The organism is Vibrio sp. 5S239 (assembly GCF_041439575.1).
GTDB lineage: Bacteria > Pseudomonadota > Gammaproteobacteria > Enterobacterales > Vibrionaceae > Vibrio > Vibrio kanaloae.
Genome location: NZ_JBGOOM010000002.1, coordinates 162,369 through 188,101 on the forward strand (window position 1 = coordinate 162,369; position 25,733 = coordinate 188,101).

Below are 25,733 nucleotides of genomic sequence, written 5' to 3' on the forward strand. Positions count from 1 at the left end.
GGCTCGTTATAGAGGGCTAACGTAGATGAATAGGTAGCCAGTCTTGATGCTCTGGCCCGGTATAGTCTGCACTTGGACGAATGATGCGATTGTTTTCTCTTTGTTCGAACACGTGTGCCGTCCAACCTGTGAGGCGGCTCATCACAAAGATTGGTGTAAACAGTTTGGTTGGGATGTCCATGAAGTGATAAGCCGACGCATGGAAGAAATCAGCATTACAGAACAGCCCTTTCTCGCGTTTCATTACCGCTTCAACACGCTCAGAAACCGCGTAAAGCTGCTTACCTCCCACCTCTTGAGCAAGCTCTTTTGACCAACGCTTGATTAGAGCATTTCGTGGGTCGCTTTCACGATAAATGGCATGACCGAAGCCCATGATCTTGTCTTTGTTAGCAAGCATATTCATGATGTTCGTTTCCGCTTCATCGGCGGTTTGCCAATCTTGGATCATTTCCATCGCAGCTTCGTTTGCACCGCCATGTAAAGGGCCTCTCAACGTACCAATCGCTGCGGTGACACAAGAGTGGATATCTGACAGTGTGGATGCACACACACGAGCAGCAAAAGTAGAGGCATTAAACTCATGTTCCGCGTAAAGGGTTAGCGAGCAGTGCATCACCTTCTTATGAAGTTCACTAGGTGTTTTATCCGTTAGCATCTTCAGGAAGTAGCCACCTAAACACTCTTCACTTTGATCTTCAGTATCAATTCGCACGCCATCATGGCTAAAGCGATACCAGTAACAAATAATCGCAGGGAAAAGTGCGAGCATTCGTTCGGTCGCGGACAGTTGCTCAGAAAAATCAGACTCTTGCTCTAGATTACCGAGCATTGAACAACCCGTTCTCATCACATCCATTGGATGAGCGTCTGCAGGGATAAGCTCTAGTGCTGCTTTCAAAGGTTGAGGCAAGCCGCGCAAACCAACCAACAATGTTTTGTAATCATCTAGCTCTTTTTCAGTGGGTAGGTGACCTCTTAGTAGCAGATACGCCACTTCTTCGAACTGAGCATTATTAGCAAGATCGGTAATATCATAACCACGGTAGGTTAAGCCGGTTCCTGATTTTCCTACCGTACACAGCGCGGTGGTTCCCGCACTCTGGCCACGGAGACCAGCACCACCGATTGCAGGTGTGCTTACTGGTGCACTTGCTGTTTTTTCGCTTTGTTGTTGGTTTTCTGTTGAAGCCTTTTCGACAGCTGCTTTATCACTCAAAGATACAGACATGATGAACTCCTTTTCTGTGTTAGCCGCCCGCACTCTTTGGTGCTGCCTGTTTATGTGTCCGGTGATCTTTATCATCGGTACTGGATATGGCGACTAACCATTTCACGTTATTGGATTAAGTTGATTCTTGATTAATTGAAACCGGTTTATTCTTCGCTTGAAAACAACTGATCGAGCTTGTTCTCGTAGTCGTGGTAATTCAGATGTTCGTAAAGCTCTTTACGGGTTTGCATTGAATCCAGCAGTGCTTCTTGATTGCCTTCAACTAACAAGTGTTTATAAACATTCTCCGCCGCTTTGTTCATCGCACGGAATGCACTGAGTGGATAAAGCACCATGTCGACACTCGATTGCGCCAGTTCTTTACAGTTGTAGAGTGGTGTTTGGCCAAATTCAGTGATGTTCGCAAGAATAGGCACGTGCTTACCCGTTGCTGATTTCAGCGCCGCCGAGAGCTTCACGTATTGGTCGAGTTGGTTCATCGCTTCAGGGAAAATCATGTCCGCACCCGCTTCAACACACGCAATCGCGCGTTCAATCGCTCTGTCTATGCCTTCCACGGCCAGTGCATCGGTACGAGCCATGATCACAAAGCTCTCATCGGTTCTCGCATCGGTTGCGGCTTTTACTCTGTCAACCATCTCTTGTGGGCTCACAATCGCTTTATTTGGTCGATGACCACAGCGTTTCTGAGCCACTTGGTCTTCCATGTGAATCGCAGCTGCGCCCGCTTTTTCCATAGCTCGAACGGTACGTGCAATATTAAATGCGCCACCAAAACCCGTATCGATATCCACCATCAATGGCAGATCACATGCGTTAGTAATACGTTCAACATCGACCAACACATCGTTCAATGTGGTGATACCCAAATCAGGCAAACCGTAAGACGCATTGGCGATGCCTCCACCAGACAAATAGATCGCCTGATGCCCCAAGTTCTTTGCCATCATCGCGCAATACGGATTCACCGTGCCGACGATCTGCAATGGGTCGTTGTCTTGCACAGCTTGTCGGAACTTTGCTCCCGCTGATAACTTCATAATGACGCTCCCTGTTAATTGTTTATTTGTAAGCCTATTAATCCATATGTTTGGATTGAATTTGTTGTTCGATAAGCATTCGACTACCTGATATATGTCGTCGCATCAGCATTTCTGCTAGCTCTTCATCACGGTTACGGATGGCTTGTAGGATATATTTATGTTCATCAAGCGCCTCTTTTGGTCGAGACTGCGCTCTAGGCGATTGGTAGCGATACATGCGTAATAAGTGATAAAGCTCATCACACAGTAGAGAAATGAGTTTGCTGTTGCGGCTGGCTTTAATGATTCGATAATGGAAGTCAAAATCGCCGTGTTGGTGGAAATAAGAAGAACCTTCTACTTCATCGATATGCTGAGAGTGTGTCGACAATAAGCCTTCAAGGCCGATCAGTTCTTCTTGTGTGATATGTCTCGCTGCGAGTCGAGCAGCCATGCCTTCCAAAGCCTCTCGCACCGCGTAAAGCTCTAGCAGTTTTTCTGCCGAAAAAGTAATAACTCGTGCGCCGACATGAGGAATTCGTTCAATAAGCCCTAGCCCCTCCACACGCATTATCGCTTCACGTAATGGACCTCGACTTACTTCAAAGCGTTTAGCCAGTTCAGGCTCCGAGATCTTACTGCCCGGTGGTAATTCACCGTTAACAATCGCCTCAACAAGATACTCAGTGAGGTTTTCTGATTTAGTGTTCTCTTTATCGTTCACACGTGTCTTCGTGTTTGCATTTAAGCTGAGATCTTTTATCGCAGTATTCATATTCACGCTGCTCACTTCTGATTGCTGAACCTTAATTGTCAACAATTCCATAACATGAACATAAAATACACGATTAAATTGTCGACAATCAAGCTAATTGTCGACAATTTAGACTAAGGTAGTATCTTTTATAGACGATAAAAACTTATCCAAAAGGACACCAAAAACAACTCAATCATATGTTATTTATCGACTTAATCAGAGTAAGAGTCACTAAACCCTTATCTACCCTAAAATCATTTGGAATCGATGTGTCGACAACTAGCTAAGCCAAGTTGCCAGACACCACTTAACCTATACCTGTCATCGAGTTCAACGATAAGCCTTATGTCTCTCAACGAATAAAGACATTAGCTCCCCGTCGTGAACTTTATGAACTTTATTCACCCAATGTTTTTTATCCTCAATATCGCCGCATTACAGACAATTCATTAACACATCGTTAACTTTAACCTTACCTGCTAAGCAATGTCCTACCCGTTTGTTTAGCAGCTATATATAAAACATAAGTTTCTCTCCATTGAAGAGATCCCCTACATAAGGAACGTGAACCATGTTCAAGGCACTGAAACCTACTCTTGCGGCTTCTATCATCGCAGCAACCTTTTCTTTCAACACTTTTGCTGCTGACGTAGAAAAAATCCACTTCCTAATCCCTGGCGGCGCTGGTGGCGGTTGGGATATGACAGCTCGTGGTACCGGTGATGTATTGGTGAAATCAGACATCGTAGAAAATGTCTCTTTCCAAAACCTTTCTGGTGGTGGTGGCGGTAAAGCGATTGCTCACCTAATCGAAACGGCTCAACGCCAAGAAGACACGCTAATGGTGAACTCAACGCCTATCGTTGTTCGTTCACTAACGGGGATCTTCCCACAATCTTTCCGTGACCTAACTCCTGTAGCTGCAACCATTGCCGATTACGGCGCAATCGTTGCGTCTGCAGATTCTAAGTACAACACGTGGGAAGACGTAGTAAAAGAATTCGAAACAAACCCTCGTAAAGTAAAAATTGCTGGCGGTTCAGCTCGTGGCAGCATGGACCACCTTGTGGTTGCTGCAGCGTTCAAAGGCGAAGGTTTTGATGCGAAGAAAGTGCGTTATATTGCCTACGATGCTGGTGGTAAAGCGATGGCGGCACTGCTTTCTGGCGAAACACAGCTTCTTTCAACGGGCCTTGGTGAAGTGCTAGAGATGTCTAAATCTGGCCAAGTAAAAGTGCTTGCTGTGACGGCTCCAAAGCGTCTTGACGCTGCGCCTAACATCCCAACACTGACTGAGTACGGCAACGAGACAGTATTTGCTAACTGGCGTGGTTTCTTCGCGGCACCGGGTACAAGCCAAGCGAAAATCGACGAGTGGAACGAAGCTCTTGGCAAAATGTACAAAACCGATGAGTGGCAAGTGGTTCGTGACCGTAACGGTTGGATCGACAACTACAAAGCAGATAAAGATTTCTACGCCTTCCTAGAAGACCAAGAAAAACAGATGGGCGATCTAATGCGTGAGCTTGGTTTCTTGAAGTAACCAACAACCAGAGAGGGTCTATGTGCCCTCTTACTCTTTCCTTGTTTCGCCGTACATGAGTTAACTTCAAACTCCTTTGTTTATTCGTAGACGTATTACTAACGCTTGCCGATTCGTTGTAAACGCAAGTGGCTGATAAACCAGTACCGTAATTCGCTTACCTTTGGTTAGTGATCCCAGACATTTCATTGACTCGCTCATGTACGGCTTTTTTACTTTTCTACACCACCCAAATGGAGTTGGATATGTCGGACTTACCAACCAAATTTTTCAGTAAGGAATCTTTGCTTTCAGGCGATCGTCTCGGAGCTTTGATCTTTATGCTGGCGTGCTTGTGCTACGGCTATCAAACCACCCTGATTCCGCTGTTTCCCGGTGATGAATATGAACCCTTTACCGCGAGAACACTGCCTACCCTGCTGGCTTTCATCGGTATCGGGTTATCGTTGATTTTGCTTGTCACTGGAGAACCAAACAAGAAAGTCAAATGTGAAACAACGCCGCTGAACTGGAAACTGCTGATTGGCTTCTTGGTGTTAATGGCACTGTACGGTGTTGGATTAACGTATCTTGGCTTTGTTTTAGCTACAAGCTTCTTCTTATTAGCGGGCTTCTACCTATTGGGCGAGCGTCGTAAATCTATCTTGTTTGGCGCGTCGTTTCCTTTCGTTATCGCGTTCTTTCTTCTTTTAACTCAAGGCTTAGATATCTACCTAGAGCCTGGTTTAATCTTCACTCTTTGGTAGGGATAACATTATGTTAGACGGAATTTTACAAGGACTTTCTACCGCTGTGATGCCAATGAACATCATGATGGTAATCGTGGGCTGTTTCGTAGGTACCTTCATCGGGATGCTTCCGGGGTTAGGTCCAATCTCAGCCATTGCTCTGATGATCCCTATCACTTACGGCCTAGACCCATCTTCTGGTCTTATTTTGATGGCCGGTGTTTACTACGGTGCGGTATTTGGTGGTTCAACATCATCAATCTTAATTAATGCTCCGGGTTGTTCTTCAACGGTAGTAACCGCGTTTGACGGCTACCCGATGGCTCAAAAAGGCCAAGCGGGTAAAGCTCTTGCACTCGCAGCTTACTCTTCTTTCACAGGCGGTACGCTTTCAGCAATCATGCTTTTGATTGCCGCACCGGCTCTAGCAAGCGTGTCATTGAGCTTCCAATCTTCAGACTACTTTGCATTGATGCTATTAGGCTTATCCGCTGTAGCGGCGTTTGCAGGCCCAGGTCAGGTAATCAAAGCGTGGATGATGACCATTCTTGGTTTAATGCTATCAACTGTTGGTATCGACAAAGGCGTTGGCGTTGAACGTTTCACTTTTGGCCTAACGGATCTGATGGATGGCTTCAGCTTCCTATTATTAGCGATGGCAACATTTGCACTGGGTGAAACCTTGATGGGTATTCTAAAACCAGAACAAGACACCAGCGCAGAAGAAAGCCAAAAGATGGCCGATATTGGTAGCATGAAGGTCACCAAAGAAGAGTTCAAAGAAGTAGCGCCAGTTTCGATCCGCTCTTCTATTCTCGGTTTCTTTACCGGTGTTCTACCGGGCGCAGGCGCGACTATCGCAGCTTTCTTAAGCTACGGCATGGAGCGTAGTCTAGCGCCAAAAGACAAGCAGAAAGAGTTCGGTAAAGGCAGTATCCGTGGTCTTGTTGCTCCTGAATCAGCAAACAACGCAGCTTCAAGTGGCTCATTCGTTCCACTACTGACGCTAGGTATTCCGGGATCTGGTACCACTGCAATCATGCTAGGTGCATTGATCGCTTACGGCATCCAACCGGGCCCTCGCCTGTTCGTTGAACACCCAGACGTATTCTGGTCGGTGATTATCTCTATGTACTTTGGCAACATTGTATTGGTTATTCTGAACCTGCCTTTAATCCCTTATATTTCTAAACTGCTAGCGGTACCTAGAACGGTTCTACTGCCAATGATTATCTTCTTTTCAATCACTGGTGTGTACTTGGTGTCATTCAACACGATGGATGTGTTTGTGATGCTAATTGTGGCGATGGCAGCGATAGCGTTGAGGCTAGCCAACTTCCCACTGGCGCCATTACTACTTGGCTTTATCTTAGGTGGTTTGATGGAAGAAAACTTAAGACGCGCACTGATGATCAGCGATGGTGAGCTAAGCTTCCTTTGGGAGCGTCCTATCACCATGACATTCACTATCTTGGCTGTATTGGTTCTTGCTAGTCCGATTCTAGTTAAGCTGTTCAAGAGCTTTAGAACAAAACCAGTAGAAGTGTAAAGCTTTACCGAATCAACTAAACCTCAACGAAAGGAGCCATTGGCTCCTTTTTTCATTTAGAGCCTCAATTCGAACCAGCGGTTAAAGATGGTAGCAAACTCACAAACCTATCTTTACAACACACATGGCGCTGATATTCATAACAAATTCAAGTAAGGTAACCAATTAGTTAACGTATTGGATTCTAAACTATGGATTGGTTGATTCTATTCTTGTCAGGCGTGATTGGCGGTGTGCTTAACTCCATTGCGGGTGGCGGCAGCTTTATCACCTTCCCTGCTTTATTGTTTGCTGGCGTTCCACCAATAGCAGCCAACGCGACCAATACCTTTGCTTCGTGTGCCGGATACATTAGCGGAGCCTACGCTCTGCGCCACGAAATTCAATCTGGTACCAAGCAGCTAAAACTGACCATTGCTTTATGTGTCATTGGCGGTGGTATCGGGGCTTTCTTGCTACTTCACACACCAGAAGCTCTGTTCACTCAATCCGTTCCTTGGCTGTTGCTGTTTGCAGCTTTGCTATTCACGTTTGGCGGCACGCTCAATAAATGGTTAAAGCAAGCCACAGCAAAACATAAGCATGCCACCAGCGCAGGTGCATTCTTTTCCGCTTTATTGCTTTTGATTGTTTGTATCTACGGTGGTTATTTTAATGCAGGTTTGGGCATTGTGACATTGAGCTACTTGGCGCTGGCGGGATATACCAATATCAACGTCATGAATGGCATTAAACTGCTTGTATCCGCTTCTGCATCACTTGCTGCAATCGTGTTTTTTATCGTGAATGGCTCTATTGATTGGCCGTCAGGCATGGCCGTTTTGATGGGGACCTTGGTTGGTGGCTATTACTCAGCAAAAATCTCTCGCCGCATCCCACAACAATATGTTCGTAACACAGTGATCATCGCGAGTTTCTTAATCACCGCATATTTCTTTTATTCAAGTTAATTGGGGTTCAAACATTACATAGACTAAACAGAGGTCACCGGTAAAAATGACATCTGAGTTTATCTTTCACTACTTTATAGCTCATAAAACAACCACGCAATAATATGTGAAGAGAGTCTGCCAATTAGCAAATTTGAGAATAATTTAGACTCTTTTTAGCCTTTATTTTACTGAGAATGGGATAATTCTTATGTGGTACGTGATACTTCATAGGAGACGTTATGAACATTAAACTCGGTCATGTCATGTCATCAAGTCGCCTCATCTGCTTTGTCGCTTTTCTCACAGCAACATTCGCATGGATCTTAAATATGCCAGCTCTGTTTTCCGTGTCAGCACTATTTTTGATTATCAGTGCGATCGTTTATATCGCCGATCTTTGCAAGAATAAAAAGAAGAGACGCGATCGGTAATCTTCAACGGTTTCAAATTTAACTCATAAAAAAGGAGCACTTAGGCTCCTAATATATTCTGTGCTCATCACGTCGTCGAACTAGCGACGTCCGCTCTAACGGCGAAAGTTACGACCGTTGCCACCTCGGCGCTCTTTGAAAGCAGACGCGGCTTTAGCTTGTGACGCTTGAATAGACTCAACCGTCAACTCCATTGGTTCACGAGGTTCTAAACCGTGACGGAACGTACGTGAACGTGGTGGCATCTGATATTCGATATCAGACGCTTTAGGCATACGCTTAAAACGGTACAGGTAAAAGTTTTCTACCTTCTCACGAGCCCATTCTGTCTTCTTTAAATATTTAACAGCACTTGCTACCGTTGGTTTAGTGTTAAAGCAGTTCATGCGCATTGCCGCATCTAAAATTTCCCAACCATAATGATCGACTAATTCAGTGATCATGGTTTCAAGCTTTAAGCCGTGCAATGGGTTATTTTGTTGCAGTTCGATTCTTTCTTCTTCAGTCATAACATTACCTTTTTCAAGGCAACTAAAGGCCTTGAATTTACTCTAGAACACCGTCATCACTGACCATTTCTAGCTCAATCACTTGGGCATTACATCCATTGCCCTTATTTATGCCTTTATGATGGCATAAAGCATGCTCGTTATCCTATTTATCTTTAAAATTAATTTCGAATTGGTCATTTAACATTCGGGGTATCATCAACGGCCCTGCATCTCGGGTGTCTTCTTCGGTTCCGAAACCTCACCATTCAAATTAACAAAAATGCTCAAGCAACAAAAAAGGATGCCGATTAGCATCCTTTTGTTTTCTCTGTATCGCTGATAAGAACAATATTGTTCTTAACTGAATCTAACTAACGATTATACGTCGTAAGTTGTAGAAGCAGTATCGCCGCCTGTACCAGTCCAGTTTGTGTGGAAGAATTCACCACGTGGACGGTCAGTACGCTCGTAAGTGTGAGCACCGAAGTAGTCACGTTGAGCTTGTAGAAGGTTCGCAGGAAGACGGGCTGTAGTGTAGCCATCTAGGAACGTTAGTGCAGAAGTCATACATGGCATTGGGATGCCAGATTCCATAGACTTAGCTGCAACTTTACGCCAAGCGCTCATGCAGTTGTCTAGGATACCTTTGAAGTAGGCATCTGAACCTAGGAAAGCGATCTCTGGGTTCGCTTCGTAAGCATCACGAATGTTGCCTAGGAATGCAGAACGGATGATACAACCGCCACGCCACATAAGTGCAACGTTACCGTAGTTTAAATCCCAGCCGTTTTCGTTCGACGCCTCACGCATTAGCATGAAACCTTGAGCGTAAGAGATGATCTTAGAAGCCAGTAGAGCCTGACGAATTGCATCAACCCACTCTTGCTTGTCACCTTCAACTGGAGCAACCGTCTTGCCGAACAGTTTCTCAGCTTCAACACGTTGGTCTTTAAGTGCAGACAGGCAACGAGAGAATACAGACTCAGTGATTAGAGTCAGTGGGATACCCATGTCTAGTGCATTGATACCTGTCCATTTACCTGTGCCTTTTTGGCCAGCAGTGTCTAGGATCTTCTCAACTAGCGCTTCACCGTCTTCATCTTTATAGCCAAGGATGTCAGCAGTGATTTCTACTAGGTAGCTGTCTAGCTCAGTTTTGTTCCAGTCAGCAAATACAGCCTGCATTTCGTCGTGGTTCATACCTAGGCCGTCTTTCATGAACTGGTATGCTTCAGTGATAAGCTGCATGTCACCGTATTCGATGCCATTGTGAACCATCTTAACGAAGTGACCAGCACCGTCGTTACCAACCCAATCACAACAAGGCTCACCCGCGTCAGTTTTCGCGGAAATACCTTGGAAGATAGGCTTAACCGCTTCCCAAGCTTCAGGAGAGCCGCCTGGCATAATTGAAGGACCGAAACGAGCACCTTCTTCACCACCAGAAACGCCAGTACCGATGAAGTGGATGCCTTTCTCACGAAGAGCAGCAACACGACGGTTAGTGTCTGGGAAGTTAGTGTTACCGCCATCAATGATGATGTCGCCTTTGTCTAGAAGTGGTACAAGCTTGTCGATGAACGTATCTACAACGTCACCAGCACGAACCATAAGCATCACTTTACGTGGCGCTTCTAGCTTCTCAACTAGCTCTTCTAGAGAGTAAGCACCAACAATGTTAGTACCTTTAGCTGGGCCTTCTAGGAACTCGTCTACTTTAGCAGCAGTACGGTTATGAGCCACAACTTTGAAGCCGTGGTCGTTCATGTTTAGGATAAGGTTCTGACCCATTACTGCTAGGCCAATTACACCGATATCACCTTTCATTATTTTATCTCCTTGCGGCTATTCGCACTTATGCGATAGCACTTGCTGCACTTGAATCTAGGAACCACTCTGTTTCGCCAGCTTTAGACTGGATTTTCGCTGCCGGATAAGGCAATTCTGAAGCAGGAGTTGTATGAATTTCTTTAACGATCTCAACTTTACCTGCACCCAGTACTAGGAAACTGATTCGTTTTGCTGCTTCTAAAACTTTTGCCGTTTTAGAAACTCGGATTTGACCGGACTCAGGATGAGAAGCTAATAGAGAGAGTCTCTCGTCTTGGTAATCAGTTACACCCGGAAATAGCGAAGCTGTGTGGCCATCGGCACCAACACCTAACAGAATCCAATCGAAAATAGGCGTGCCGTTTTCACAAGGAATCACATCAGCCATTTCTTTAGCAAAGCGCTCGGCTTCAGCGTTAGGCTCATCTTCACCACGGATGCGGTGGATATTCTCTGCCGGAAGGTTCACGTTCGAAAACAGTAACGCATTCGCTTCACCGAAGTTGCTTTCAGCGTCATCTGGTGCCACGCAACGTTCATCGCCCCACCAAAAATGAAGGTTATTCCATTGAATACCTTCTGCGTATGGTGCTTGAGCTAACAGCTTAAAGAGCATTTTTGGCGTGCTGCCGCCCGACAATGAAATATGAACAGGTCTGCCCTGTTCACTGTAAGCTTTCATTTCGTTTGCTAGGTTTTCAACGACCAATTCTGGCGTTGCAAAGATCTTGTGATTGATCATAATTCGCAGTAATCCGTGTCTGTTAAGTTTTTGCATGGGAAACGCCATGCTCGGCCATCACGTTGCAGAAGCTCATCCGCCTCCTGTGGGCCCCAAGTACCACAAGCATAGCCAAACAGTGCTTGAGGATCTTGTTTGAAGTCTAAGATTGGTTGAACGTATTTCCAACATGCTTCTACCGCATCAGTACGTGCAAACAGAGTTGCGTCACCGTTTAACGCATCAAGAAGCAGACGCTCATAAGCCGTTAGCATTTGAGTTTCAGGCAAGTCAGAGTAAGAGAAGTTCATCTTGACTTCTTTTGCCTTAAAGCCTGCACCAGGTTCTTTCAAGCCAAAGCTCATCTGGATACCTTCATCCGGTTGGATACGGATAATCAGTTTGTTCTCTGGTGCATCTTGGCCAAATACTGGATGTGGTGTGTTCTTAAAGTGAATCACGATTTCAGTTACACGTGTAGGTAAACGTTTACCAGTACGTACGTAGAAAGGAACACCATTCCAACGCCAGTTATTGATGTGAGCTTTCAAGCCGATATAAGTTTCAGTACGAGAGTCATCCGCAACACCTGGTTCTTCACGATAACCTAACAATTGCTGGCCGCGAACGTCTGATGCTGTGTATTGACCTAGGACCAAGTCTTTACGCAGATCATCTTCTTCTAGTGGTTTTAGACACTGAAGGACTTTAACCACTTCGTCACGAATAGAATCCGCATTGATTTGAGCTGGCGGCTCCATGCCTACCATTGCTAGTACTTGTAGCAGATGGTTTTGGAACATGTCGCGCACAGCCCCAGAGCTGTCGTAGTATCCGCCACGTTCTTCAACGCCTAGGAACTCAGCACCCGTGATTTCAACGTAATCAATGAAATTACGATTCCACAGTGGTTCAAACATCGCGTTTGAGAAACGAAGCACTAGAAGGTTTTGTACCGTTTCTTTACCAAGGTAATGGTCGATACGGTAGATCTGGTGTTCTTGGAAGTGATGATGGATCTCTTCATCCAACGCCTGAGCAGATGCTAGGTCGTAACCAAATGGCTTCTCAATGATAAGACGACGCCAGCCGTTCTTCTCATCGTTCAGGCCATGCGCAGCAAGGTTTGCTGGGATCACACCATATAAACTTGGCGGCGTTGCCAAATAGAACAGTGTGTTATGGTTTTCGAATTGGTAGTCTTGCTCAAGATTATCTAGACGTTGTGCTAAACGAGCGTAGTCGTCTACATCTGAAGTGTTGATCGCCTGGTAATGCAAATGCTCAATGAATGCATTTAGCGTCTCTGGTTCAGTTTTTTCCATTTCCTGAAGAGACTTCTTCAGCTTCTCACGGTAAGACTCGTCGCTGTACTCAGTACGGCTCACTCCAAGAATCGCAAAGGATTCAGGAAGTTGATTGCTAGCATACAGGTGGTATAAAGCAGGAATTAACTTACGATAAGTTAGATCTCCCGACGCACCAAAAATAACGATGCTGCTGTTTTCAGGTATTACCATCATCTTTCCTATAAAAACAAGGTTTTTAGTATTCGCCAAAGGTATCAGCGACATACAAAAATAGATAATAGGTCTTAACTATTACATCAATAGCAAGTGCCTATTACACTTGAGAATGCGTTTGGTAAACGAGGGTGAAAGCTATCACCTCTATTCGGGACAGTATTGTCTATGACTATTTGATTTACATCAACCACTGTGAAGGCAATCGATTAAATATTGGCTCACTTTGTCCGGAATATAAGCGATTATTGAGTTCGTAAAGCCCGTTGTGACGATAATTCCTCGTTCACGAACATTGTAGTTAATAAAGAATGGTATCTGGTCGGTGGAGTTAACTGCGGGATATCCGAAGAAAGCAAACAGCGCTTTACTCAACTGATTTCGCATTCTACGTTTAAATTAAGCGCTACCTTCAAGCAAACGAGAATCTTTTAAGCAGGAGGAGCTTTAAGTAGAAGGGAAGACTTTAAGTAAAGAGTACTACCTTCTAATTTTGCCCTATCGTTTCGCTCTATTATAGCACCTCTCAGGGCGACCGACGGTGCCATAGTTTAAGTCGGCAACCAACTCACCCGTCGTGATCAAAAACTCTAAGTAGCGTCTGGCTGTGGTTCGGCTTGCACCAATACGTTCACCCGCTTCGTCCGCCGTGATGTTGGTCGCGCTTACTTGCTGAAAAAGCGCTCTGATCTTATCCAACGTTACGCCATCAATTCCTTTGGGTAAGGTTGATACCTTTCCTGAGCCCGCTTTCGCATTGGCTTGCAGCATCTTATCAACCAAGCCTTGGTTCAAATCCGATACACTTTCAAACTCTTGCTGTCGCGATTGATACTTTTTCAGCGCCGCTTCTAAGCGAGGAAACATCACAGGTTTCAACAAATAATCTACCACTCCACCGCGCATTGCCTGTTGCAGAGTATCCACATCCCGAGCAGCAGTAATCAAGATAACGTCACAACCTTGATTGCTTCCTCTTACGTGATTCAGAATATCCAATCCACACCCATCAGGGAGATACACATCCAACAAAACCAAATCCGGCTTTAAGATATCCAATTGCATTAAGGCTTCAGACTGCGTGGTCGCAATCCCCACCACATCAAAGCCACCCATCTGTTCTAAATAACGATGGTGTAGCTCTGCAATCGCAATATCATCTTCAATGACCATGACTCTCGTGATTGCGCTCATTTATGTTCTTCCTTTAACCATGCTTTTTCCGTCACGATGATCTTCACAAGATCGCTTCGCGCTTAATTATTATTGTTCATCTTTTGGCAAATAAACCGTCATTCGTGTGCCAAAGTCGTGGTTGTCGACCATTTCAAGCTGACCTTGATATCGATCTGTCAGTTGCTTTATCAGATACAAACCAACACCGCGATTTTGCTTCGCTTTACTCGAGACGCCTTTTTCGGTGAGTGCTTTGGTCTCCAAGTCTTTCGGTAAACCACACCCTTTGTCTTCTACTTCTATGATAATTTCATTACCAAAATCACTGATTGAAACTTCAATAACCCGACGCGCTGGAGCAATTTGAGCCTCTTGCTTAATAGCCGTCATAGTGGCATCAAAGGCATTATCAATCAGGTTGCCTAGAATTGTGACAACGTCATCCGCGTTCAGCCAACTAGGCAGCGCTTCAAGCCTTGAGCCTTCTTCGACTTTGAGCTCTAAACCAATTTCCCTCGCGCGCTCCGTTTTCCCTAAGAGCATACCTGCAATAAGCGGGTCTTTAACGGTTTCACGCAAGAACTCGATCAAGCTTTGGTAGTGTGCGGTTTCTTGGCCAATCAGTTGCTGTACTGAATCCAACTCGCCCATCTGAATTAGGCCACTGATAGTGTTTAACTTATTTTGGTGTTCGTGCGTTTGCGAACGTAGCAAATCCGCATACTCTTTAGTTTGAGAAAGCTGATCAGTTAAATCATTAATCTCATCTCGTAATCGGAAACTGGACACCGCACCGACCACTTCACCGGCCACAGTAATTGGGCTACGGTTAGCAATAATTCGTTTGTTATTCAGGTATAATTCAACATCGTGGTCAATTTCTCCCGTTGATAAAAGTTTCTCCAAATCACTGCCAGCCAATACATCGGCAAGGCGCTGATTAAGGGATTTATCCCTGTCTATCGACAAAATATCGCAGGCACTTTTATTAATAGAACGCAAAATGCCGTGCTTATCGATACTCAGAATGCCCTCTTTCACGGTACTCATGGTTACATCTAACTCAACATACAATCGGCCTATCTCTTCAGGCTCAAAGCCTAAAATAGCGCGCTGAAAACGGCGAGAGACATAACTTGAAATCAAAGCGTTGACCGCAACCACCAACAAAGCCATCACGATCAAAAAGGCTAAATAAGGCTCAATCCTGTCTTGCAATGAATCCAATAAATAACCTACAGAAACCACGCCAATGACATTGCCTTGAGCATCTTTGACTGCAGATTTACCACGTACAGAAAAACCGAGTGAACCTTTAGCCGTCGACACATAAGACTCACCCAATACCAACGCTTTTTGGTTATCGCCACCACGCATTGGTTTACCGAGCCTGTCATCATAAGGGTGGATCAAGCGGATACCTTTATCATCTCCCACAACGATAAACGCCGCGCCAATCAGCTGAGTAAGGTTACGAAATTTAACTTGGGTTTCTTCAGACAGAACGTAGGGAACACCATTAGCATCCAACGTTCCATTTTCTTGAATAATACTGGTGACAAGTGGCGATTCGGATAGAAATTCAGCAACACCTAATGCTTTCAACCCCATCTCTTGCTCTTGAGATTGCTTGATATAATAAAAACCTGCAGCTGACAGTATCAAAAGTTCAACGAGCCCAGTGACCGTCATGATAATCAGCAACCTTTTTCTGAAGCTGATGCTACTCCATTTCATATAGAACGTCCCTAATACTTAGCCATTGATGTTAACACCAAGTTAATTCGATAGCCTTTGTACTTATACGAATTTGTGACTGTTACTCAACTAAATAATTGGGTTGGCTCTTAATTAGTAATCCCTTACGTTATGTCACTTAGGCTATTGTTCAATTTCAGAGCTGATTGACTCAAAAAATAAATAAACGAGTAAACATTGAGCTAGATCACTTAGCTTTTAGGTGTTTTTAGGTTGTTTAAAATAAATACAATTACAATAGTTGCATATGAAGAAATTTATTGTTGTTAAACTGTAAGTCTCCATTTTAAGACAGCTATCTAGGTCGCAATTTGGATTAACAGAAAGGCAACAATCATTGACCCGCTAGACGTGTCGTACAGTAAGAAACTTGTAATTTTGCTGTTGAGAAAGTTAAAAAAATGAGTGATGTCTCCAACCCTATTTGTTTGCCTCTACTTAAACAGTAGACAGGAATGAAAACTCAGAGGTGCTAGTGGAACATCAGCTAGACTCAGTTAACGACGAAAAAACACTAATAATAAGGGCATGTAAGCCAGTGGTGATGCCCAATGACAACGGGATAAAAAACATAACGTACAAACATTGTTGAAAAGGAAACCAGGCAATGAAACGCGATAATTTTGGAATTTGTCTAACTAAGACTATGCTATTCAAACACTTACAATCTACTTTCACTCATGTAAGAGCCTATGAGAAAGACGATGCATCCCCACGCGATCTCAAGGTATTGTTAGCATTTCCGCAAATGTCAGGCAAAGATTTATTACAAACAATGCAAGGGTCAAAGCAATTGGTATGGCGAGCCGATCACCATTGTCCAAGCTTTAAATAGACCACTTAATGCTGTAAAGACAACTATTTACAGAACTTAGAGTGCACGCTTCGGCGTGCTTTTTAAGTGTTATTTATCTTTGACATCTTCATCACTCTATCTTATTACACTTGATTGACGAGTTATGAGACTTCTGTTGGTGTGAGACAATCTATTCACAGATACAATCTATTCAAGACAAATAACTATCGCCCTGCTAACATTAGAGTTAATACTCTAATTGGTATTTAATTACAGATGACCAAACCAAAATTCCGATACCTTGCGATCGCCAGTATGCTTCTCAGCACTATGGCTTCACCAGGCTATGCAGCTTCGCTCACTTTTTCTGAAGCGTGGCAAATATTACAAGAAAACAATAACTCACTTGCGGCTCAACAAGCCAACGTTGAACGTTATCAACACCTTCAGAACTCAACGAGTAGCCTCAATCTTCCATCTATTACCTTAGGGGCTAACTACACGCACCTTGATAGTGATGTGACGATTAATGGTGAACAGTTTTCGGATAGTTTAAGTGGAGTTCCTTCAATTGGCTTTCCCATTCCCCCTCAAATCGTAAATACGCTGGGCGGTATCACCTCAACCATCACCGAACAAGACATCTTTAGCTCTTCGATTCGCGCTATTTGGCCTATTTTTACGGGCGGACGGATTACCGCCGCACAAAATGCAGCCGAAGGTAAAAGCGAAGAAGCGCAAAGTCAACTGTTGATGGAAAAGCAAGCGCGATACGAGGACTTAAGTAAATACTATTTCTCAGTGATCTTAGCAGAAGATGTGGTAAGAACCCGTCAAGCCGTAGAAGCAGGCTTAACTCAGCACCGAGATTTCGCTATCAAGATGGAACAACAAGGGCAAATTGCACGAGTAGAACGCCTGCAAGCGGATGCTTCTTTAGATAAAGCGGTCGTTGAACGCACCAAGGCTGAGAATGATCTTAAGATTGCTCAGCTAGCACTGACTCAAATTCTTGGCCAAAGTCAAAGCGTCGAACCTTCAGAGCAACTGTTTATCAACAAGAACCTACCTCATATGGATGTGTTCATTGATCAAACACTAATGACCTACCCCGGCCTTAAAATCCTTGATGCGAAAGAGAAACAAGCAAGTAGCTTAATTAAAGCGGAGAAAGGTAAATACTACCCTGATGTGTACCTTTACGGTGATTACAGCTTGTATGAGGATGACTCTCTAGCCAGCGAAATGAAGCCTGATTGGTTAGTTGGCATTGGGGTGAACGTTCCGTTACTGGATACCTCAGGGCGCTCAGACAAAGTAGCCGCTGCTCACAGCGCTGTTTCTCAGGTCCAATTCCTGAAGTCACAAGCTAAGCAAGACTTAACCGTGTTGGTTCAAAAGACTTACCTCGAAGCAAACCAAGCAATTGAAGAGGTTCAAGGACTTAATTCCAGCCTTTCATTGGCTCAAGAGAACCTATCCCTACGTAAAAAAGCCTTCACTCAAGGGCTCTCTAATTCGTTAGAGGTTGTTGATGCTGAACTCTATCTTGCGAGCATTAAAACCCAGCAATCTGCTGCGCGATTTAAATACCTCATTTCTCTCAACAAGCTTTTGGCGCTAACCAGCGAAATGAACGCTTACTCGAGTTACTCTACTTCTTCTTTTTCGTCTGATTTCGATTCAAAAACAGACACCGATAGCCAGTCAAAAGGATAATTCATGAAACCTATTAAGCCCCTTCTTCTATCTTTAGTTGGTATCGGAATTATTGGCTGGGTCGGATACAGTTTTTACCAAGCGTATCAGCCTCAACCCGTTAAGCTTCAAGGACAAATCGATGCACAGCAATACAGTATCTCTTCTAAAGTGCCCGGCCGAATAGACCAAGTCTTTGTACGCAAGGGCGATTCAGTGGAAAAAGGAGAATTGATCTTCTCTCTTCTTAGCCCAGAAATTGATGCAAAATTAGAACAAGCAAAAGCGGGACAGAAAGCGGCAGGTGCATTGGCTAAAGAAGCCGAGAATGGTGCGCGTAGCCAACAAATCCAAGCTGCGAAAGACCAATGGTTGAAAGCCAAAGCTGCCGCAAACCTAATGAACAAAACCTACCAACGAGTGAATAATCTTTACAACGATGGTGTGGTTGCCGAGCAGAAGCGTGATGAAGCCAAAACACAGTGGCAAGCGGCGAAGTACACCGAAAGTGCCGCTTTCCAAATGTACCAATTGGCGCAAGAAGGTGCTCGCGACGAAACCAAAGTGGCAGCCGCTCAAAAAGCGTTAATGGCGGCAGGTGCGGTAGCGGAAGTTGAGGCTTACGCGAAAGACACACAGATCCACAGCTGGTTTAGTGGTGAAGTGGCCCAGGTACTATTGAGCAGTGGTGAATTAGCGCCACAAGGTTTCCCCGTTGTCACCGTTATCGATACTCAAGACGCCTGGGCTGTGTTCAATGTTCGTGAAGACATGTTGAAGCACTTTGAGAAAGGCACACAATTTGAAGCCTACCTTCCTGCTCTAGATAAATCACTAACCTTTAAAGTGACTCATATTGCCGTCATGGGTGATTTCGCGACTTGGCGCTCAACCGATGCAGCTCAAGGCTTTGACTTACGTACATTCGAAGTAGAAGCACGCCCTGTCGACACCGACGAAACACTGCGCATGGGCATGAGCCTTGTGGTTGAGCTTTAGGTGACGTATGTCTGCTAACTCTCACTCATCAGATCACCATAAAGTGACGAGTATATTACTTAGGCAGTGGGCGATAGTCAGCAAAGACAAGTGGTTGTTGTCGTGCCTAACGTGGATACCTTTGCTGCTTGCTGCCAGCATTTGGCTAATTTTCTCACAAGGCATCGCTCGTGACTTACCCGTTGCGGTGGTTGATCTTGAACATAGTCAAATCTCGCAACAGTTCACACGTCTTGTTGATGCGTCACCAACGCTGCAAGTCACTCAGAAATACAGCTCTGCGAGTGATGCGGCGAAAGCGATGATCGAAAGCGATATCTATGGTTATGTTGTGATACCAAGGCACTTCGACCGAGACCTTCTGCTCGGTTTGAATCCGCAAGTGTCTGTATTCTATAACAGCCAATTTATTTTGATCGGCAAACTAGTTAACTCGGCTCTGCTGCAGGTTCAAGGCACATTTAACGCGCAACTCGAAGTGGTGAAACAACTTTCGCATGGTGATACCACAGTGCAATCAGCATTAGGCCAAGCAGTAACAGTGCAAAGCCAGATCACGCCACTGTTCAACAAGAACAGCAGTTATGCTCAGTTCTTGGTGTCTGCGGTTATTCCTGCACTATGGCAGATCATGATTGTGGTGGGCACGATATTGGTTTTGACGGCGAACGTTAGAGCTCGTGGGCTTCACGCTTGGTTATCCAGCGCCCCTGTGAAGTCACTTGCATCAACATTAACGCCCTACCTTGTCTTGTTTTTGATGTTTGGTATCGCGTTTAGCTTTTGGTTCTATGTGCTCTTAGACTGGCCATTTAACGGCAGCTTTGTGGCATTGACCATCGCCCAACTGCTTACTGTGATTAGTTGTATCATCATGGGTTGTTTGTTTTTCTTCTTAACACTTGATCCTGCAAGGGCGATGAGTTTCGCTGGCGCATTTACGGCACCAAGTTTTGCGTTCATGGGTATTACCTTTCCGGTGACAGACATGAACACGGTAGCTCAAATTTGGAGAAGCTTATTGCCTGTGAGTCATTACATCGAAGTACAAACAGGACAGTCTAGCTATGGCGTGAGCGCGGCACAGTCGCTGATCAGCCTCTCTTCCATGTTGTGGTACGCGGTTCCTGCTTTCGTGGTGATGTTGTTAATTAAGAAACACTTGGCTCAATCGGCTCTGTCTGCACAAACGGATCTAACAGCCCAAGCAGCTCTATCTGCAAAAGCGACGCCGTCAACACAAGCAACACTGCAAGAGAAACCAGAAGCATCAGCACAACAAGGAGTAAAACGATGAGCTTTACTCAACTGCTCAAGCAAGAACTCTTAGCGGTACTTCGCAACCCTGTTGTATTGCTCACCGTGTTCGGTGGTGTGGTCTTCTATTCCTTTTTGTATCCGTTGCCTTACGCTAATCAAGTACCTCAACAATTGAAAGCGTCGGTGGTGAACTTGGATAAGAGCAAAAGCAGCTACCAGTTAGAAAGAATGGTCGATGCAACCTCTCAAATCGATTTGGTTCGTCGAGATTCCACCATCGAAGATGCGAAACAAGCCGTGCTGAACCAAGAGATTGGCGGGTTCATCGTCATCCCAGAAGATTTCTATAAAGATCTACTTCTTGGAAATAGCCCTACGCTCTCTTATGCAGGCGATGCATCTTACTTCTTGGTATACGGAACCATTGTTGAGGGGTTAGCCAAAGCCGGAGGCACGTTAGCTGCACAAGTTAAGGTCAGTCATTTGTTAGTCGAAGGTGTGCCTTTAGAATCGGCAGCCAAAAGTTACAGTGCATTTAGCTTAAACCTAAAGCCAACCTTCAATAGTCGCATGGGATACATCGATTATGTTGTTCCTGCGGTCTTTGTGTTGATCCTACAACAAACCTTAGCTATGGCTTCTGGTTTAGTTGGCGCAACACAAAACGCTCAATCGACATTTGGTTATTGGAGTAAAATGCCACCAGCTAAGCTGATCCTTGCTCGTTGTTGTACCTTAGTCGGCGTTTATTACTTGTTGTCCATGTACTACTTCGGAGCCAGTTTCTCGATGTATGGGATTAACTTGCTCGCCTCTATGACTCAAATTCTAACTCTGCTGCTGCCTTTCTTACTGGCAAGCTGTTTGATCGGAATTTTTATTGGTGAGCTAGTGCCAAGAAGAGAGTTAGTCACTGTCGTGGTGTTGATCAGTTCGATGCCACTTATCTTCTCCTCTGGATTTATCTGGCCTGTTGAAATGATGCCTCAGTGGTTAGTACTGTTATCACTGCTATTCCCAAGTACACCGGCGATTCAAGGTTTCTTGGCTCTTAATCAGATGGGCGCTTCATGGCAAGAAGTAGCACCTCAATGGACGCTGTTATGGGGACAAGTTGTTCTATGGGGTTGGTTGCTGGCACTTAAACTCTACCACAAATCCAGCAAAAGCACGGTTGGCAACAGCAATAGTCATCGAGCCGTTTAGTTTTATGTTCTAGCGGAAAGTACTCATGCTTTCCGCTCATCAAAAAAGCTCTGATAAAGGGCTTTTTTAATATCCTCAGATCCGAATACACCTTCAGCCTTCGAATGTTTAAACACCTCGAAAACATATCGAGTACTCGAACTCCCCTACGTTCCCTCTATGTCCCTAAAACCCATCACTCTGAATTCTCCTTCACCCACCCCTAAAACAACTACTGTATATACTTTTCTCAGCCTAAAAAGCACCGACTTATTCCAAAATGATGACAAAACCCAAACAGTTGTAAATTTATTGTAAAAATTTCTTTGTTGGCATTATTTTTATGTATAGGATTATCAGTAGGGCTTGGTAGGCCGAATACCATAGTCTTATTGGTGCACATACCGAAAGGATATCCATATAAAGCAAGATCAGTACTTATATTTATTTCGTTTTTCGACCTAGCTACAGCCGTTTATGTTGCCGTCAAATGAAGTAGATAAACCACTGAGATATACAAATCAAATAGAAAACAAACACAACAGCAACAAACATAATTTATTAAAAAGACAGGGAAAACCATGAAAAACATACGTGAATTATTTTTTGGGTTTATATTATTGTTTAGTTCCAGTGCATTTGCAGAAGAAGGATCATTTAACCAAGCTATCAGCAACTTAAGTCAAAATGTTGATGGATTTTTCAACGAATACACAGGTTGGTTCGTTGGGCTAATATTTAAAAGCGTACCGGTAGGTGAAGCAAGCTTCCCAATTATTGTAGGCTGGCTACTGCTCGCTGCGATCATCTTTACTGTTTACTTTGGCTTTGTTCAATTTAAACGTGTAGGGATGGCAATAGATATTATCAAAGGCAAGTACACCGATCCTAACTCTAAACACGAAGGGGAAGTTTCTCACTTTCAAGCGTTAACAACTGCGCTTTCTGGTACTGTTGGGCTTGGTAATATTGCCGGTGTGGGTGCTGCACTCGCGATTGGTGGTCCTGGCGCGACATTCTGGATGATCTTGTGTGGCCTTCTGGGTATGGCTTCTAAGTTCTGTGAGTGTACCTTAGGTGTGAAATACCGAACTATCCTACCTTCAGGCGTTGTTTCGGGTGGTCCAATGTACTACCTAAGCCAAGGTCTTGGTGAAAGAGGTTTAGGCGGACTAGGTAAAGCGCTCGCTATTGGTTTCGCATTAATGTGTATTTTGGGCTCATTGGGCGGCGGTAACATGTTCCAAGCTAACCAAGCACACGCCATGTTAACTTACGCATTTGATGTACCAAGTGAATACGGTGTGATCACTGGCCTTGTACTTGCCTCTTTAGTTTTCTCTGTGATTGTTGGTGGTATGCCTTCTATCGCATCGGTTACGGAAAAAGTTGTTCCTTGGATGGCTGCTCTGTATATCGGTATGGCTCTGATTGTTATCGGTTCTAACCTTGATCAAGTTGGCCCTGCGTTCAGCGCAATCTTTATAGGTGCATTTACTGGTGAAGGTGTTGTTGGTGGATTCATTGGTGCGTTAATTCAAGGCTTGAAACGTGCAACGTTCTCGAACGAAGCAGGTGTAGGTTCAGCAGCTATCGCTCACTCAGCGGTAAAAACAAAAGAGCCAATCACCGAAGGTCTAGTATCCCTATTAGAACCGTTCGTTGATACAGTAATCATTTGTACAATGACTGCATTGGTTATCACTATCGCTGGCTTAAACGTAGGTCCGTTCGATGGTTCTGGTTTAACGGGTGTAACGCTGACTGCAGCATCGTTTACTGAAACGGCAGAAGTATTCAAATATACACTCGCTCTCGCGGTAATCATGTTTGCATTTTCTACCATGATCTCTTGGTCGTACTACGGTCTTAAAGCTTGGACTTACCTATTTGGTGAAGGCAAAACAACGGAGCTGATTTTCAAAGTGATGTTCTGTGTGTTTGTTGTTATTGGTGCCACGATTCAATTTGGTGCGGTAATCGACTTCTCTGATGCGGCTATCTTTGCGATGTCTATCTTCAACATTCTTGGTCTGTACTTCTTGATGCCAGTTGTGAAGAAAGAACTGCAATCGTTTGTTGCTCGTGTGAAATCAGGCGAAATCAAAACGTATGAGAAATAATGTTTAGTGGAATGAGGTTGCTCTAGTAGCTAACTGGACTCTAAGAAACGATACAGCTCTAAAAACGAAACTGTTCTAAAAATTTTTGTAAGACCCTTTGCTTGAGAAAGCGTAAACAGGACTGCAACTTATCCAAAATCCCTACTAGCTTGGCTTGTGGGGATTTTTTATGTCTGAATGATTAGGCGAGTAACTATCCTCAATGCCCTGCTCACTCTTTTCGCCCTTTTCACTATCGTGTTCAACGTCGACACGACGAATCAACTCTTCTACTTCGATCATCTCTTTTTGCGCTAATGGCGAACAACAATCATCGAAACAATAAGCTATGGTGCAGTTCTCACAAAGATACTCTGGCATCACCCCATCCCTTGTCGTCAAAGCAGCCAAATACGAGCGAGCAATCGACTTCGTGTTCATCCTGAACAACACTATTATGCAGCGACTCTGAGCTGAAAATATGTATGCAAAGTCATTTAATAGACAATAAGTAACATATCATTGTGGATATACGTATCTATTCACAAATATCTAAGCAAACAATGAAAACACGCAAATAATCAATAATGACAAAGCACTGGAGCTATGCTCCCGAGAAAACGCAAAACGCCCACATCACGTGTGTGATGTGGGCGTTTCAATATTTACTACAAAACTAACGTTAGGTTGGTAAAGCCTACGGCTTATAAACCCATCTCTTCAGTTAATGTTTTGATTTGTTTGAGGTCCATAGTGTGAACTTGAATCATTTGTCTGATATCACTCAATCGAGAGTTAGCGTTATCTTGTTTCTCACAAGCATTTGATTTTGAATCCCATGATGTGCCATCTAAAAACACGTCACACGCCTTTTTTAAAGAGCCAAGTTTCTGTTCAAGTTCATCTCTTTCTTTCTCAAGCTTTTCAAGTTCTTGAGAAATTTGTAATTCTTTACGGAACAATTCACGAGAGCGTTCAAACAAAGTCGACTGCATATCCGCCTGACGGTTTAGCTTCAGGTTATCCTGTTTAGTTTTGTCTAGCGTTTGCTTTTGTTCGTTTAACTGTTGTTCTAGCGAGTAGTTCGCTTTCTCTAAAACTGCAGATTGTTTCGCTAAGTCTTGGACCTCTTTTTGATGCTCTTCAGCCTGTTTGACTAGCGCGGCTTCTACTTTTGCATCGACCTCGGTATCGACTTTTGCCACCTTCGCTTCCACTGACGTCATCAATTCCGTTTTACTGTCGCGCAATTCTTGATATCGGGTTTCAAGTACCTGATAAGTGGACTCCCACTTCGAAGCCGTCACTGTAGAACCGATTAAGCCACCTAGCGCTAAACCTATAACCGCAGCAATGCCGATATAAAGCTGACTGCGCTTATCACGTTCTTCAATAACAACCACTTCATCTTGTTCGCTTTGTCCAGATTGCTGGTTCACTAGCGGGTACTCCCAAAATATGTTTAACATTACGCGGTCACTGATGTTCAAGATTCAGTTAAACCTATCACCTAAGCCTTGAATACATCACCTAAGTTCATGTCCACTCGCTCGCTGTCGTTTGAACACCGCTCATTTAAAAACGCAGTAGAAACCACCGCGCCTAACGAGTTAACTCCGAAATCATCAAGCTGGCTGTATACAAAAGGAAGCAGCTAACGATAACTATCACTACCCCTTTTTGCACCTTTTCGTTAGTCCGATAACGAAACAGTACACATGCCAAAGCTAATAAAAAAACAATCGCTATTAGTCGAGTCATAACTCCTCCTTGTTTCTCTATTTTATACCATTTAAATAAGCAAGTTACGTCAGAGTCACGTTGTTTGATCATTTAGTTGAACAACATTTGTGCAAACAGATATTTTGTAGCTGACATCACATTTTATATGATCTAGGATACGCCTACAGATTACCTGATTATTTAGGTAATTGTTCCAATGAAGACTGCAGGAGAGTGGTTTTTAACTAAACTTTAACATTTAGTTAGATTGACCCG

At 44.2% G+C, this 25,733-nt stretch carries 22 protein-coding genes; 11 read left to right on the forward strand and 11 right to left on the reverse strand.

What is annotated here, in order from left to right:
* Positions 1–16: 16 nt before the first annotated feature.
* From prpC to ACED48_RS02910, 3 genes are all read right to left on the reverse strand, one after another.
* Positions 17–1,231, reverse strand: a complete 1,215-nt coding sequence (gene prpC, locus ACED48_RS02900; protein ID WP_017055250.1) for a 2-methylcitrate synthase — start codon at positions 1,229–1,231, stop codon at positions 17–19.
* Between the two features lie 146 nt (positions 1,232–1,377).
* Positions 1,378–2,274, reverse strand: coding sequence for a methylisocitrate lyase (gene prpB / locus ACED48_RS02905; protein ID WP_017055249.1), 897 nt, complete (start codon positions 2,272–2,274; stop codon positions 1,378–1,380).
* Between the two features lie 37 nt (positions 2,275–2,311).
* A complete protein-coding gene (locus tag ACED48_RS02910) occupies positions 2,312–3,031 on the reverse strand; it encodes a GntR family transcriptional regulator (protein ID WP_029626809.1) in 720 nt (239 codons plus the stop codon).
* Positions 3,032–3,584: 553 nt separating this feature from the next.
* Here ACED48_RS02910 and ACED48_RS02915 point away from each other — a divergent pair.
* From ACED48_RS02915 to ACED48_RS02935, 5 genes are all read left to right on the forward strand, one after another.
* Positions 3,585–4,556 carry a tripartite tricarboxylate transporter substrate binding protein gene (locus ACED48_RS02915; protein ID WP_017055247.1) on the forward strand — a complete coding sequence of 324 codons (972 nt, stop codon included), beginning with the start codon at positions 3,585–3,587 and terminating at the stop codon, positions 4,554–4,556.
* 245 nt (positions 4,557–4,801) lie between these two features.
* Complete coding sequence (locus tag ACED48_RS02920) at positions 4,802–5,302, forward strand: tripartite tricarboxylate transporter TctB family protein (RefSeq protein WP_017055246.1); 501 nt, start codon at positions 4,802–4,804, stop codon at positions 5,300–5,302.
* A gap of 10 nt (positions 5,303–5,312) precedes the next feature.
* Positions 5,313–6,833 (forward strand): tripartite tricarboxylate transporter permease, encoded by a 1,521-nt coding sequence (locus ACED48_RS02925; RefSeq protein ID WP_017055245.1) that lies wholly within the window; start codon positions 5,313–5,315, stop codon positions 6,831–6,833.
* 191 nt (positions 6,834–7,024) lie between these two features.
* Entirely contained in the window at positions 7,025–7,783 is a 759-nt protein-coding gene (locus ACED48_RS02930; RefSeq protein WP_017055244.1) for a sulfite exporter TauE/SafE family protein, read from the forward strand.
* A gap of 221 nt (positions 7,784–8,004) precedes the next feature.
* Positions 8,005–8,196, forward strand: a complete 192-nt coding sequence (locus ACED48_RS02935) for a hypothetical protein (protein WP_017055243.1) — start codon at positions 8,005–8,007, stop codon at positions 8,194–8,196.
* A 95-nt stretch (positions 8,197–8,291) separates the two neighbouring features.
* On the opposite strand, the gene ACED48_RS02940 is transcribed toward ACED48_RS02935, so the two are convergent.
* From ACED48_RS02940 to ACED48_RS02965, 6 genes are all read right to left on the reverse strand, one after another.
* Entirely contained in the window at positions 8,292–8,705 is a 414-nt protein-coding gene (locus ACED48_RS02940; protein WP_017055242.1) for a VF530 family DNA-binding protein, read from the reverse strand.
* Positions 8,706–9,065: 360 nt separating this feature from the next.
* Positions 9,066–10,514 (reverse strand): decarboxylating NADP(+)-dependent phosphogluconate dehydrogenase, encoded by a 1,449-nt coding sequence (gene gnd / locus ACED48_RS02945; protein WP_017055241.1) that lies wholly within the window; start codon positions 10,512–10,514, stop codon positions 9,066–9,068.
* A gap of 28 nt (positions 10,515–10,542) precedes the next feature.
* Positions 10,543–11,259, reverse strand: coding sequence for a 6-phosphogluconolactonase (gene pgl / locus ACED48_RS02950; RefSeq protein WP_017055240.1), 717 nt, complete (start codon positions 11,257–11,259; stop codon positions 10,543–10,545).
* Positions 11,256–12,758, reverse strand: coding sequence for a glucose-6-phosphate dehydrogenase (zwf, locus tag ACED48_RS02955; protein WP_017055239.1), 1,503 nt, complete (start codon positions 12,756–12,758; stop codon positions 11,256–11,258). Before zwf ends, pgl begins: the two co-directional genes overlap by 4 nt.
* 501 nt (positions 12,759–13,259) lie before the next feature.
* Positions 13,260–13,955 (reverse strand): response regulator, encoded by a 696-nt coding sequence (locus ACED48_RS02960; protein ID WP_017055238.1) that lies wholly within the window; start codon positions 13,953–13,955, stop codon positions 13,260–13,262.
* A 69-nt stretch (positions 13,956–14,024) separates the two neighbouring features.
* On the reverse strand, positions 14,025–15,629 hold the full coding sequence (locus tag ACED48_RS02965; protein ID WP_017055237.1) for a sensor histidine kinase: 1,605 nt from the start codon (positions 15,627–15,629) through the stop codon (positions 14,025–14,027).
* Positions 15,630–16,302: 673 nt separating this feature from the next.
* Here ACED48_RS02965 and ACED48_RS02970 point away from each other — a divergent pair.
* The 6 genes from ACED48_RS02970 (at position 16,303) to ACED48_RS02995 (ending at position 23,756) form a co-directional block, all read left to right on the forward strand.
* A complete protein-coding gene (locus ACED48_RS02970; RefSeq protein ID WP_017055236.1) occupies positions 16,303–16,530 on the forward strand; it encodes a hypothetical protein in 228 nt (75 codons plus the stop codon).
* Between the two features lie 237 nt (positions 16,531–16,767).
* The gene (locus tag ACED48_RS02975; protein ID WP_017055235.1) at positions 16,768–18,210 is read left to right on the forward strand and encodes a TolC family protein; all 1,443 of its coding nucleotides are present in this window, start codon (positions 16,768–16,770) and stop codon (positions 18,208–18,210) included.
* Positions 18,211–18,213: 3 nt separating this feature from the next.
* Positions 18,214–19,188 carry an HlyD family secretion protein gene (locus tag ACED48_RS02980; RefSeq protein ID WP_017055234.1) on the forward strand — a complete coding sequence of 325 codons (975 nt, stop codon included), beginning with the start codon at positions 18,214–18,216 and terminating at the stop codon, positions 19,186–19,188.
* A 7-nt stretch (positions 19,189–19,195) separates the two neighbouring features.
* Entirely contained in the window at positions 19,196–20,485 is a 1,290-nt protein-coding gene (locus tag ACED48_RS02985; protein WP_017055233.1) for an ABC transporter permease, read from the forward strand.
* Entirely contained in the window at positions 20,482–21,654 is a 1,173-nt protein-coding gene (locus ACED48_RS02990; RefSeq protein ID WP_017055232.1) for an ABC transporter permease, read from the forward strand. The genes ACED48_RS02985 and ACED48_RS02990 overlap by 4 nt, the downstream gene beginning before the upstream one ends.
* Before the next feature lie 560 nt (positions 21,655–22,214).
* Positions 22,215–23,756, forward strand: coding sequence for a sodium:alanine symporter family protein (locus ACED48_RS02995; protein WP_017055231.1), 1,542 nt, complete (start codon positions 22,215–22,217; stop codon positions 23,754–23,756).
* Positions 23,757–23,900: 144 nt separating this feature from the next.
* Here ACED48_RS02995 and ACED48_RS03000 read toward each other — a convergent pair whose 3' ends face one another.
* Together ACED48_RS03000 and ACED48_RS03005 are read right to left on the reverse strand one after the other, a co-directional pair.
* Entirely contained in the window at positions 23,901–24,116 is a 216-nt protein-coding gene (locus ACED48_RS03000; protein ID WP_017055230.1) for a hypothetical protein, read from the reverse strand.
* Between the two features lie 323 nt (positions 24,117–24,439).
* A complete protein-coding gene (locus tag ACED48_RS03005; RefSeq protein ID WP_017055229.1) occupies positions 24,440–25,174 on the reverse strand; it encodes a chromosome segregation ATPase in 735 nt (244 codons plus the stop codon).
* Between the last annotated feature and the right edge of the window lie 559 nt (positions 25,175–25,733).

Excerpts from the sequence above, each read along its gene's own strand:
- ACED48_RS02935 (WP_017055243.1), top strand. The coding sequence starts at position 8,005 with ATGAACATTAAACTCGGTCATGTCATGTCATCAAGTCGCCTCATCTGC.
- ACED48_RS02965 (WP_017055237.1), bottom strand. The coding sequence starts at position 15,629 with ATGACGGTCACTGGGCTCGTTGAACTTTTGATACTGTCAGCTGCAGGT.
- ACED48_RS02985 (WP_017055233.1), top strand. The coding sequence starts at position 19,196 with ATGTCTGCTAACTCTCACTCATCAGATCACCATAAAGTGACGAGTATA.
- ACED48_RS02915 (WP_017055247.1), top strand. The coding sequence starts at position 3,585 with ATGTTCAAGGCACTGAAACCTACTCTTGCGGCTTCTATCATCGCAGCA.
- ACED48_RS02930 (WP_017055244.1), top strand. The coding sequence starts at position 7,025 with ATGGATTGGTTGATTCTATTCTTGTCAGGCGTGATTGGCGGTGTGCTT.
- zwf (WP_017055239.1), bottom strand. The coding sequence starts at position 12,758 with ATGGTAATACCTGAAAACAGCAGCATCGTTATTTTTGGTGCGTCGGGA.
- ACED48_RS02990 (WP_017055232.1), top strand. The coding sequence starts at position 20,482 with ATGAGCTTTACTCAACTGCTCAAGCAAGAACTCTTAGCGGTACTTCGC.
- ACED48_RS02925 (WP_017055245.1), top strand. The coding sequence starts at position 5,313 with ATGTTAGACGGAATTTTACAAGGACTTTCTACCGCTGTGATGCCAATG.
- prpB (WP_017055249.1), bottom strand. The coding sequence starts at position 2,274 with ATGAAGTTATCAGCGGGAGCAAAGTTCCGACAAGCTGTGCAAGACAAC.
- ACED48_RS03000 (WP_017055230.1), bottom strand. The coding sequence starts at position 24,116 with ATGCCAGAGTATCTTTGTGAGAACTGCACCATAGCTTATTGTTTCGAT.
- ACED48_RS02910 (WP_029626809.1), bottom strand. The coding sequence starts at position 3,031 with ATGAATACTGCGATAAAAGATCTCAGCTTAAATGCAAACACGAAGACA.
- prpC (WP_017055250.1), bottom strand. The coding sequence starts at position 1,231 with ATGTCTGTATCTTTGAGTGATAAAGCAGCTGTCGAAAAGGCTTCAACA.
- ACED48_RS02940 (WP_017055242.1), bottom strand. The coding sequence starts at position 8,705 with ATGACTGAAGAAGAAAGAATCGAACTGCAACAAAATAACCCATTGCAC.
- ACED48_RS02995 (WP_017055231.1), top strand. The coding sequence starts at position 22,215 with ATGAAAAACATACGTGAATTATTTTTTGGGTTTATATTATTGTTTAGT.
- ACED48_RS02980 (WP_017055234.1), top strand. The coding sequence starts at position 18,214 with ATGAAACCTATTAAGCCCCTTCTTCTATCTTTAGTTGGTATCGGAATT.
- pgl (WP_017055240.1), bottom strand. The coding sequence starts at position 11,259 with ATGATCAATCACAAGATCTTTGCAACGCCAGAATTGGTCGTTGAAAAC.
- ACED48_RS02970 (WP_017055236.1), top strand. The coding sequence starts at position 16,303 with ATGAAACGCGATAATTTTGGAATTTGTCTAACTAAGACTATGCTATTC.
- ACED48_RS02975 (WP_017055235.1), top strand. The coding sequence starts at position 16,768 with ATGACCAAACCAAAATTCCGATACCTTGCGATCGCCAGTATGCTTCTC.
- ACED48_RS02960 (WP_017055238.1), bottom strand. The coding sequence starts at position 13,955 with ATGAGCGCAATCACGAGAGTCATGGTCATTGAAGATGATATTGCGATT.
- ACED48_RS02920 (WP_017055246.1), top strand. The coding sequence starts at position 4,802 with ATGTCGGACTTACCAACCAAATTTTTCAGTAAGGAATCTTTGCTTTCA.
- gnd (WP_017055241.1), bottom strand. The coding sequence starts at position 10,514 with ATGAAAGGTGATATCGGTGTAATTGGCCTAGCAGTAATGGGTCAGAAC.